The 11,488-nt window shown below is 44.1% G+C and carries 9 protein-coding genes; 4 read left to right on the top strand and 5 right to left on the bottom strand.

Going from position 1 to position 11,488, the window contains the following annotated elements; genetic code table 11:
- Position 1 precedes the first annotated feature (1 nt).
- Positions 2–418, bottom strand: coding sequence for a 6-pyruvoyl trahydropterin synthase family protein (locus AC59GT_RS13600; protein WP_497238293.1), 417 nt, complete (start codon positions 416–418; stop codon positions 2–4).
- A 77-nt stretch (positions 419–495) separates the two neighbouring features.
- On the opposite strand from AC59GT_RS13600, the gene mqnB reads away from it, so the two are divergent.
- Together mqnB and AC59GT_RS13610 are read left to right on the top strand one after the other, a co-directional pair.
- Positions 496–1,206 carry a futalosine hydrolase gene (gene mqnB / locus AC59GT_RS13605; protein ID WP_497238139.1) on the top strand — a complete coding sequence of 237 codons (711 nt, stop codon included), beginning with the start codon at positions 496–498 and terminating at the stop codon, positions 1,204–1,206.
- Between the two features lie 34 nt (positions 1,207–1,240).
- The gene (locus tag AC59GT_RS13610) at positions 1,241–2,128 is read left to right on the top strand and encodes a menaquinone biosynthesis family protein (RefSeq protein WP_497238140.1); all 888 of its coding nucleotides are present in this window, start codon (positions 1,241–1,243) and stop codon (positions 2,126–2,128) included.
- Here AC59GT_RS13610 and AC59GT_RS13615 read toward each other — a convergent pair.
- A complete protein-coding gene (locus AC59GT_RS13615) occupies positions 2,125–3,360 on the bottom strand; it encodes a TlpA disulfide reductase family protein (RefSeq protein WP_497238141.1) in 1,236 nt (411 codons plus the stop codon). The genes AC59GT_RS13610 and AC59GT_RS13615 overlap by 4 nt on opposite strands.
- Positions 3,361–3,414: 54 nt before the next feature.
- Positions 3,415–4,554, bottom strand: a complete 1,140-nt coding sequence (locus AC59GT_RS13620; protein WP_497238142.1) for an acyl-CoA dehydrogenase — start codon at positions 4,552–4,554, stop codon at positions 3,415–3,417.
- A 568-nt stretch (positions 4,555–5,122) separates the two neighbouring features.
- On the opposite strand from AC59GT_RS13620, the gene AC59GT_RS13625 reads away from it, so the two are divergent.
- On the top strand, positions 5,123–7,168 hold the full coding sequence (locus tag AC59GT_RS13625) for a M13 family metallopeptidase (RefSeq protein ID WP_497238143.1): 2,046 nt from the start codon (positions 5,123–5,125) through the stop codon (positions 7,166–7,168).
- A gap of 72 nt (positions 7,169–7,240) precedes the next feature.
- On the opposite strand, the gene AC59GT_RS13630 is transcribed toward AC59GT_RS13625, so the two are convergent.
- Positions 7,241–9,445: a tetratricopeptide repeat-containing sensor histidine kinase gene (locus AC59GT_RS13630; RefSeq protein ID WP_497238144.1), complete on the bottom strand. Its 2,205-nt coding sequence runs from the start codon at positions 9,443–9,445 to the stop codon at positions 7,241–7,243.
- 292 nt (positions 9,446–9,737) lie between these two features.
- On the opposite strand from AC59GT_RS13630, the gene AC59GT_RS13635 reads away from it, so the two are divergent.
- A complete protein-coding gene (locus AC59GT_RS13635; protein ID WP_497238145.1) occupies positions 9,738–10,604 on the top strand; it encodes an OmpA/MotB family protein in 867 nt (288 codons plus the stop codon).
- A 285-nt stretch (positions 10,605–10,889) separates the two neighbouring features.
- Here AC59GT_RS13635 and AC59GT_RS13640 read toward each other — a convergent pair whose 3' ends face one another.
- Positions 10,890–11,486 carry a histidine phosphatase family protein gene (locus AC59GT_RS13640; protein WP_497238146.1) on the bottom strand — a complete coding sequence of 199 codons (597 nt, stop codon included), beginning with the start codon at positions 11,484–11,486 and terminating at the stop codon, positions 10,890–10,892.
- Between the last annotated feature and the right edge of the window lie 2 nt (positions 11,487–11,488).

Consider the following 11,488-nt stretch of genomic DNA (forward strand, 5'->3'; position numbering starts at 1 on the left):
TTTACCCGCCAAAGTATTCGGCAGAATTGTTCTCTGTTTCAAACAGCTTTACCGAATGTAAGAAAACACCAGGATAAGCCTCTATCGGCCCTTTTAGCTGATTGAATATTTCTATAGTGAGCAGTTCTGTAGATGCCATTTTACCGGCCATAAACTCCACATCCATATTGATGTTTTTATGGTCAAGCTTTTCTATTACATACTCATTTATAATCTGTTTCAATTCTTTCAGGTCTATAAGATAACCTGTCGCATGCGTTATCTCCCCCTTTACTGTAACAAACAGATTATAGTTGTGGCCGTGCCAGTTGGGGTTGGCACACTTACCAAAAACTTCGAAATTTTTCTCTGCGCTCCACTCTTCACGATACATGCGGTGTGCCGCATTAAAATGTTCCTTGCGCGTAATATGTATCATCATAGCAATTAATGGTGCAAATATACAAAACAAAAACAGGCAAGATGTTTTATATTAGCTGTCAAAAACAACGCAGTATGCGCATATTGTTTGTAGCTGCCACGGGTATGGAGGTAGGTGGCTTTATACTTGATTTTGGCTTTAGAGTGTCCGACTCGGAAAAGAAGAATATATTTACCATTCCAGGCAGCGATGAGTCGATGCAAAACACCCTGTTAATAACCGGCGTGGGGATGGTTGCTACCGCTTTTGCTTTAGGTAAAGAACTGGCCACTAACCAATATGACCTTGCCGTTAATTTGGGTATTGGCGGCAGCTTTGACCGCAGTATTGCATTAGGCGAAGTGGTGGAGATAACCGATGATACATTAGCGGAATTAGGTGCCGAAGACGACGACGCTTTTTTACCCATCAGCATTATGGGTTTAGGAGAAAGCACCTTTAGGGCTGGCGAATCGATATCAGATTTGTTTAAAGGTGCAAAGTCAGGACACTTCTCACATACAATTAAAAAGGTGAATTCTATCACAGTTAATACTGTTCACGGTGAGAAAGCCTCTATAGATAAAGTATACGAGCGTTTACATCCGCAATTGGAAAGCATGGAAGGCGCTGCTTTCTTTTACGCTTGCCAGCATGCAGGTGTACCGGCAATACAAATCAGGGCTGTGTCAAATTACGTTGAAAAGCGCAACCGAGACAATTGGCAGATAGGGCTTGCTGTTAAAAATCTGGATAACTTTGCAGTGTCGTTCCTCAAAGACCTCAAAGCCTTCAACAAACTTTAGTCTTCAACAGGTCAGCGGCGATTATACTACTTTTATGAAATTAACTATCGGCTTTTCGCCCTGCCCCAATGATACCTTTATTTTTGATGCGTTAATTCATCACAAGATAGATACTGAAGGGCTGGAGTTTGAGGTGTTTTATGATGATGTGGAGACGCTTAACCAAAAAGCCTTCCGCGGAGAACTGGATGTAACGAAGCTAAGCTACCACGCGTTTGCTTATGCGGCTGATAAGTACATCCTGCTGGATAGTGGCAGCGCCCTTGGCTTTGGTGTAGGGCCAATGCTAATTTTTAAGCCGCCATTTGAGGGTACAGTTAATGTAAATGGCGAACTTGACCAATCCGGAGATGTATCGCGCCTGGCAGATGTTGTTGCAAGTTCGAAAATCGGAATTCCCGGCAAGTACACCACCGCAAATTTCTTGCTGAGCCTTGCATTTCCTGACGCTACCAATAAAACAGAGATCGTATTTTCTGAGATTGAAGACGCTGTTATTAACGGCACTATTGATTTCGGCCTTATTATACACGAGAACCGCTTTACTTACCAGGACCGTGGGCTTGCTAAACTGATAGACCTTGGTGATTACTGGGAGAAACGTACCGGATGCGCGATTCCGCTTGGCGGAATAGTAGCCAATCGCAACCTGCCTACCGATGTTCAGCATAAAATGAACCGTGTACTTAAGCGGTCTGTAGAGTTTGCCTTTGCCAATCCGAAATCCGGCCTTGAGTACATTCGCTCGCATGCGCAGGAAATGAGCGAAGAGGTGATGTACAAACACATCGACCTCTATGTTAATGAATACTCGCTGGACCTGGGTACTGAAGGAAAAAAGGCCGTGAAGCTCTTGTTCGACACCGCACTGGAAAAGGAGATTATTCCTGCCATAGGTGCTGATCTGTTTCTTAATCCTTAAAGGGCCTTCTCGGCCAGCAGATCATCAGTCAGCTTCTCAAATTCAGAAATAAATTCTGTGTAATGTTCTCCTGTACCGGGGCCGCTAAAGCCTGTGTGTATTTTCCGTACGTCTCCGCTTTTATCAATAATAATGGTCGTTGGGAAACCTACCACTTTCGTAAGCATAGGTAAACTCTTTGCTGTTTCTACCTTATTATTTGTATATCCTGTTATAAGCAGCGGATATTTGATGTCGAAACGGTTCTTGAGCTGCGCCAATGTTCGTTGGGATTTAGCAAAATCGGTAGTACGCTCATAGGCAAGGCCAATAACTTCTACACCGCGGTAATGGTATTTCCTATAATAGTTAACCATGTAAGCGGTCTCATCCATACAATTAGGGCACCACGAACCAAGTATCTGCACAATAACTACCTTATTCTTAAAACGGGCATCATCTAATGACACGGGCTTCCCTTCTATATCTTTAAAGTTGAACGCGAGCTTTTTGTAACCCGGCTTTAAGGCTGCAAGCGAATAAGCATCCGGCAGTTTAGCGTTCTCGTTACGTACTGCAGTCCAGGTATCCTTACCGCTGATCCCGGCATAGAATATTCCATTGCTCAGCGTCTTATCATCACTTAAGTTAGCTGTGAACAGGAAAGCGTGCCCGCCGTCAAAGCAGCTGAGGTATAGTTTGTCGCTGGTTACTACTCCCTCCAGGTAGCGGTAATCGCCTGTGGTGGTCAGGAAAGTGCCAGTAACTTTTGTGCCAGTTTGTTTAAATTCTCCGACGGTGGTGTCCCGGCTGTCGCCTTCACCAAATATGGCAGACCAGCGCCCGGAAATATTGTATTTGGTTTTCTCTGTGTCTTTAAAAAAGCGGTAAGGGGTATTGGGCGTGGCTGCAAACTCCATGGCTACATCCTTTTCACCAAGGTGCCTTATATATTGGCCTTTTAACCCGGCAGCATCCTGCCTGAGCCTGAACTCCGAATCGAACAAAGGCATTTTAATAAATACCGAATCACCTCTACCGGTTACCTCCGGCACTTTAAAGTGTTCGGTGCTATTAATTATGGCCAACTGCTGTTTGCCTGTTCCGCTTACCTCGAAATTAAATGGTATTTCGTTGCCTGATGTGGTCTTTAATGCTCCGCGCCATAACCCCTTAGCTAGTTTGGTTTGCGCTGTTGCTATTTGCGAAAGCCCGGCTATAAGCACCGAGCCTATCAGTAATTTCTTAATCATGAAAAATAGTCTACTAAATCTATATACTTTCAAAAGTATATAAAAGCAGGCAAACTATTTTAAAACTTCGCGGGATATTACAATTCTTTGAATTTCTGACGTGCCCTCGTATATCTGCGTGATCTTCGCATCGCGCATGAGGCGTTCTACATGGTATTCTTTTACATAGCCATATCCGCCATGGATCTGGACAGCTTCTACGGTGGTCTTCATGGCCGTCTCCGAAGCAAACAGTTTAGCCATCGACGCGGCCTGCGCGTAAGGCAGTTTGTTGTCTTTCAGCCATGCAGCACGATAGCATAACAAACGTGCAGCTTCTATCTCTGTAGCCATATCAGCCAGTTTAAATTGTATGGCTTGCAGGTCGGCTATTGTTTTACCAAATGCCTGGCGCTCCTTTGCGTACTGTACCGATAGTTCATAAGCTCCCGCTGCAATGCCCAAAGCTTGTGACGCTATCCCTATACGCCCGCCTTCCAGCGTAGCCATAGCAAACTTAAACCCATAACCGTCCTCACCTATCCTGTTCTCCTTAGGTACTTTTACATCAGTAAACATCAGCGAGTGCGTGTCTGATCCGCGTATCCCCAGCTTGTTTTCTTTTGCGCCGACGGTAAAGCCGGGCATACCTTTCTCTACTATCAGCGCGTTAATGCCGCGGTGCTTTTTAGAGGCGTCAGTTTGCGCCATTACTATATATGTAGATGCAGAATTTCCGTTGGTGATCCAGTTTTTTGTACCATTAAGAAGGTAGTAATCACCCATGTCAATCGCTGTGGTGCGCTGCGATGTAGCATCAGACCCAGCTTCGGGTTCGCTGAGGCAAAACGCGCCTATAACCTGTCCCTGCGCTAAAGGCACCAGGTATTTTTGCTTTTGTTCCTCAGTTCCGAATTTCTCCAAGCCGTAACATACAAGTGAATTGTTTACCGATACCACAACCGATGCAGAAGCGTCTACCTTTGATAGCTCTTCCATTACCAGCACGTAAGATATTGCATCCATTCCGCTGCCGCCGTACTCCGGCGACACCATCATGCCCATAAAGCCAAGCTCACCCAGCGCCTTAATCTGCTCGGCAGGAAATTTCTGATGTTCATCGCGTTCAATTACGCCCGGCTTTAGCTCGTTCTGCGCAAAATCGCGCGCCGCCTGGCGTATCATTAACTGTTCTTCGGTAAGTTCAAAATGCATATGGCTAAAGTAAAGTATTATGCACGCATAGCAAAATTTACGGCACAAAAAAAGAGAGCTTTTTGTGAAGCTCCCTTTTCCCCTAATTAATTTAAACTATTGATTAAACCCAAAAAAAAGAACAATTCATCTCAACTTGGGCTACTGAGAATTCAATTTAGCCTGAACATCGGAAAACGTTTTTACATAGGTAGATGTATCAATATTTTCAAGGATGTATGCAGGGCTGTGTAGTTTTAAACAAAACTTGCGCCAATATTTTGTTATCTTTTAACCATTAGTAAAGCATCAAGCAATCCGGCCAAAGTCACATAAGTAATCAAAACCACAGTTTTTATTTTGATTACCAGAATTTTACGAAAGAATACGCTGTTTATGCGATGATTGATGCAATACGGCTTTCTATTGTCTTACAACTTTTGTGTTTGCCTTCGCAGAAAAATAATCTTTAATGAATCACATAATTTATTTTTATGCTGAAATTAAATTAACTATGTACCGATAATTGATGCCTCAATTCTGTTTTACCATACAACTCCTGTATTTTTAAACATACACCGTCTTAAAAATGAACAAAAAAGTAAACATAAAAGCCCTGGTAGTAGTTGGCGCCTCAGCCCTGCTACTTGGGTCGTGTAAGCAAACCGCCGATAAAGACTATGCAGCTAATGATCCGTTAGCAAAGAACATGGACAGTACCGCTAAACCCGGGGACGACTTTTTCCAGTATGCTAATGGTACCTGGCTTAAAAACAATCCAATACCGGGGGCTTATTCTTCATGGGGTATTGGCAACCTGGTGCAAGACGACCTGCGCAACAAACTCAGGAAGATAAACGAGGATGCTTTAACGGCCAATGCCGCTAAAGGAAGCAACACGCAAAAGATAGGCGACTTTTACTTTAGCGGAATGGACACTGTGGGTATAGAGAAGCAAGGGCTTACACCGCTTAAACAGGAACTTGCCCGTATAGATGCCATTAAAGATGTACAACAGCTTGTTGCGGCATTTGCCAGTTTGTCTAACATTGGCGTTACTACCCCTATTGCAGCTTATGCGGGGCAGGACGACCGTAACAGCGAGAAGATAGTAATGCAGCTTTACCAAAGCGGAATTGGCCTGCCCAATAGAGATTACTATTTTAATACCGACGAGCACACGGCAGCTGTACGTAACGATTACCAGCAGAAACACTTACCAGCCCTTTTTAAATTTCTTGGTGTTGCAGATGCCGCAGCACCAACAAAAACATACGAGCTGGAAAAGTTTTTGGCCCAAAACAGCCGTAAGCTGGAAGACCTGCGCGACCCATACCGCAACTACAACAAAATGCCGGTTGCTGATTTAGCTAAACTGGCACCCCTGGTAAATTGGAAGGAAACCTTTGAGGCCATGTATTATAAGAATGTGGACACGGTAATTGTTGGGCAGCCGGAGTACTACAAAGCTGTAAATACGGCCCTCACCAAATTTAGCATTGACGACTGGAAAAGCTACCTGCGCAAAAACCTGCTGGACGAGTACGGCCCTTATCTTAATAAAGAAATTGTAGATGAAGATTTCCGTTTTAACGGAACGGTTATTTCCGGGCGTAAGACGCAGCTGCCACGCTGGAAGAAAGTTATTGACCGCGAGAACAGCATTATGGGTGAAGTACTGGGGCAAATATTTGTAAAAGAGTACTTCCCTGAGGAAACCAAAAAGCGGTATACCGACATGGTAGAGGCTGTGCGCGCATCGTTTAAGGAGCATATAGAGAAACTGGATTGGATGAGCGCGGAAACTAAAAAGCGGGCATTTGACAAATTAGCTAAAGTGTACCCTAAAGTGGGTTTCCCGGATAAATGGAGAGATTACAGCGACCTGGAGATTGACCGATCATCTTATGCCGCAAACGTAATGCGCGGCAATGTATTTACCCGTAAGATAAACGCGGCTAAGCTTGGCAAACCGGTTAACCGCACCGAATGGGGCATGACACCGCAAACCTATAATGCCTACTACAATCCGTCCAATAACGAGATTGTGCTTCCTGCTGCCATATTTATGGTCCCCGGCGTGCGTGATCAGGATATTGATGATGCTGTAGTTTACGGCTATGGTGCAGCATCAACCATTGGCCACGAGATAACCCACGGCTTTGACGACCAGGGCCGCCAATACGATGAAAAGGGAAATCTGAAAGCCTGGTGGACGCCGCAGGATTCGGCAAAGTTTGCGCAACGTGCAGAAATGCTGGTACAACAGTTTAACGGCTACAAGGTTAACGACCTGCATGTGAACGGAAAGGCTACCCTGGGCGAAAACATTGCCGACCTTGGCGGAATTGTTATTGGCCTGGATGCTTTTAAAAAGACACATCAATATAAAGAAGGTAAAAAGATAAACGGCCTTACGCCAGTACAGCGCTACTTTATGGGCTATGCGCTTGGCTGGCTGGGGCACGACCGTAAAGAGGCCTTATCTAACCAGTTACTGGTAGATGTACACTCTCCCGGTTTCCTGCGGGTAAACGGGCCATTTACCGATGTGCCTGAGTTTTATGAGGCATTTCACATTAAAAAAGGTGACAAAATGTGGCTGGACCCTGATAAACGAGTGAAGATCTGGTAACCTATTTAGCAGTAAAGAAAGAGCCGCATGTATACACGTGCGGCTCTTTTATTTATTCCCACGACAGTTTCCTCAGTCGCGCCCTAATGGCAGGCTGAAGCTGAATGTGGTACCTACCCCTGGTTCGCTAATTACCCATATCTTGCCGTTACATCTTTCTATCAGATCTTTACAAAACAGTAAACCTAACCCGGTACCCAGTTCTTTGTTGGTGCCTAACTGGCTATCTACCCGCTCTTTAAACAGTTTGCTTAGCTGTATCGCGTCCATTCCTGAGCCGGAATCTTTAATGCTTATTACTACTTTGTTAGCCTCGCGCACTGCACACACCTCAATGGTGTCGCCTTTAGCGGTAAATTTAATAGCATTGGTAACCAGGTTGCGAATAACTATCCGGATAGAGTTTGGATCTGTTAGCGCGCTGAGGCCGGCAGGGACCTGATCTGTAAGCGATACTCCCTTTTTAGCAGCCGAATTAACGTAACTATCTATATCATATCTTAAAACGTCTTTAACTCTAAATGTAGAGACACTATTTGCAAAGCTCGAAAGCTGGCTGTTTATCCAAAACAGCAGTGTATCTAAAAAGTCAGAAGTATAATCAAGGTTTTTAATTACTTCAGGTATCATGTCCAACATCTCCTGGTGAGTGATCGTGTTGTCCTGCAACAGGTCAAAAACCCCGCGCAGGGTACTTAAGGGCGCCCTAAGGTCATGCGCGAGAATAGATATTAAGCGATCCTTTAAAGAGTTCAGGTCGTTCAGCTTATGTGTTTGCTCATCAAGGCTCGCCTTTTGTAGTATTACTTCGCTGTTTTTTACTTCCAGTAATGCGTTTATTTTTTGCTGTGCTTTTTTCTGCCTGTAATAACTAAACAGGATGATGATCATAGCCACTATCACAACAAAAGATAAAATAATAAGGGAACGCTGCCTGGCTATTTCCTGCTGAAATAACAGGTTGCGGTCGCGTTCTTCCTCTTTTAGCTGCCGCTCTTTAGTAGAAAAATCAAGCGCATAATTATATGAGGTAAGTTTTTGTATACTCTCATTGTCTTTTAGCTTAGTTTTAATAGAAAGGTACTCGTTAAGGTACCTGTAAGCTTCATTAAATTTGTTAAGTCCCGCAAGTGTCTCGCTTAGTTGTTGCGATGCTTTGGCGCGTACCGATATATTTTTGAGCTGCCCCGCCAATTTATAGCCCTGCATGGCATTATCGTATGCCTTGCTATAATTATGCTGCATATTATACACCGTAGACATGCCTATAAGCGCGTAAGCCTGGTTATATACATATTTGTATTTTTGGGAGATCTGCACGGCAGTGTCCAGGTAAAGCAGCCCTTTTGCGCTGTTGTTGGTATAAGCAAAACAAAGTCCCAGGTCGGTGTATAACGAGCATAAACCATCTATATCTCCCTGCCGTTTGGCTACCGCGAGAGATTGAGTAAGATTGTTAACGGCTTTTTTATACTGCTTTTGCGCAAGCAGCACCTCGCCAATATTTTCATTTACGGTACCAACTGCCTGGTAACTTTTTGTACCCTCAAAAAGCCGCAATGCTTTTTCGAAATACTCAAGCGCTGTTGGGTAAACCTCCATACTTTGCAGCACCACGCCAATATTGTTATACAACTCTGCCGAGGGTATACGGTATTGTTTTTTTACGGCGATATAAAGCCCTTTGTAGTAAAAATCGAGCGCTTTAGAAAGTTCGCCCTGGCTGTAGTATATCACACCAATATTCTTGTAGTTATTGGTTAGCGCAGGTTCATCGTCTATACGCTTGTTAATAACCAATGCCAGGTTCAGGTACTTAAGCGCATCGTTGTAATTAGCCAGCAGGTTATACATCCTCCCTAATGAAACATAGGCTGCGCTTAGCCCTTTATCGTTCTTAAGCTGCTTAAATATTGCTATCGCCTCCTCTAAATCGCGCTTAGCAGGGTCTGACCGTCCCTTAAAATATTTTACATGGCCGGTTTGCAGCAGGCCATTAGCAATGCCTTCAGGATAGTTGATCTTCCTGGCCAATGCCACACCCTTTTGGGCGAAGTAAAACGCGCTATCTGGGTTCGACTGAAAGTAGTTGGATGCCAGCCGGATCAGGCGGTTTACCTTCACAGTATCGCCAAACAAGCTATCTCCGGCAGGGGTATTCAAAAGCGCTTTAATGCTATCTACACCCCGGCTGCGTGGTGACGCGAATACCGACAGAACTAACAGGCAATTCGCCAGGGTGAGCAATATTATATTGCGTATGTACTTAAGGGGCATTATAGGGGCTGGATCGGTTTAAAACATTAGGAGTCAACTTATACGGTAACAAAGGCCCGCATTGTTGCCCTGTGGTATTATTTTATGCAGATTACGCTTTTTTAGTTGTTTGCGGATGTCATTTTAAAAAATACAGTTGCGATATGCTATTAATTAAATTATAAGTGCCAGCCGTTTAACCAACAGCTAAATAACTGTCATACAGCGACTTTTTCGGCTTAACAAAACTTTTTTGCATGGAGCAGGTTATTACTAACTGTTAAATATTTAATAAACCCAATCCTATAACGTTATGAAACTTCAACTAACAATTCCGGCGCTTTTTATTGCGGCTGTAATGGTATCAAGTTGCGTAAGCTCCAAAAAGTACAAGGACCTACAGGCCAGTTATGACAAACTGGACAGCAATACACGCGAAATGCGCGGTAAATACTTATTAACAGAACGCAACTTTGCCGTAGCTAACGGGCGAATAACCAGCCTTGAAGAACAACTAAACTCTGAAAGGGCAAACGCCAAACAATTACAGGATGCTTTAAGCAAGTGTTTGAACTCCAGCAGCCAGGGCAACGTAAATATATCTAAACTGGTTGATGAAATTAACGCGTCAAATAAATATATACAGCAACTGGTTAATGCCAAGAACAAGAGCGACTCGCTTAACATGGTGCTTACCAATAACCTTACCCGTTCACTCAGTCAGCAGGAGATGAAGGATGTTGACGTGAAGGTGCTAAAAGGTGTGGTTTATATTTCCCTTGCAGACAACATGCTGTACAAATCCGGCAGCTTTGAGGTGAACGACCAGGCAGGCCAAACCCTTAGCAAGATTGCTAAAATCATAAAAGACTACAGCACCTACGATGTACTAATAGAGGGTAACACGGATAATGTGCCGATCTCACAAAAGAACATTCGTAACAACTGGGACCTGAGCGCATTGAGAGCATCATCCGTAGTGCAGGTTTTGCAGAACAACTACCAGGTTGACCCGAAACGTTTAACGGCAGGCGGCCGTGGCGAGTATAACCCGATTGCTGATAACAGCACCCCAAGCGGCAAAGCACAAAACAGGCGTACTCAAATTATCATCACCCCTAAGCTGGACCAGTTTATGGACCTGATAAATAAGGCACCTGAGAAAGACGCACAGAAGTAACCGTTGCCCATCAATAAAAAAGGGCTGTCTTATTGATTTAAGGCAGCCCTTCTTTATTATAAACTTAGGCTTTTTTACACCTGTATTTTCACCTATATCCTGCAAATAAAAGTGAAAATGGCCGTGTAAATTGGTGTGGTTTTTAAAGGTGCGCGCTTACATTTTAATTCAAAAACCGCCAAATTGATGCTAATAGACGCCTTTTTTGCTGGTTTGCAAAGAGTGTTCAAAAATGCAATTTATGCCCCCGGCACAAAAAAAGCTGAACACTTTTGAACACTTCGGCTAAAGGTGGGAGGTATCATTCAACAACGTGACACGAGCCGTTTCCGGATACAACTCCAGTACAGATACCGATGCCGGACATATCTCAATGCGCTGCATCATGTCTATAGGCATACCCAGGTAAAAAGCCAAAGCAGCTTTTATAATATCTGAGTGACTTACTACTATTACGGTTTCATTAACATGCTTGTTGCGTAACCTCTCTAAGGCAGATACTATGCGGGTCTGCGCTTCCATCATCAACTCCCCACCCGGAATGCGGGTGCTGCTCCGGACGGTATTAAAGAGCTTAAATTGCTCATCCCCTTCAAGTTCTGCAATGGTTTTGTTTGTCCAGTCGCCAAAATCAAGCTCTTGTAAATCTTCAAGGATGTTACAGGTAAGGTTTAACGCTTGGGCAATTGTCCTTGCTGTTTCCTCTACCCGCTGTATGGGGCTGCTATAAATAGCGGACGCGCCAGCAACTGATAACTTCTCCGCTAAAGACTCAGCTTGTACCTCTCCATGCATACTTAAGGGCACCCCCGGCGAGCGCCCAAGCAGGTGAGTTCCGGTAAGATCTGTTACTGCATGGCGTACAAGTAAAATTTTGGTCATGT

This window comes from Mucilaginibacter sp. 320_HR (assembly GCF_059691875.1).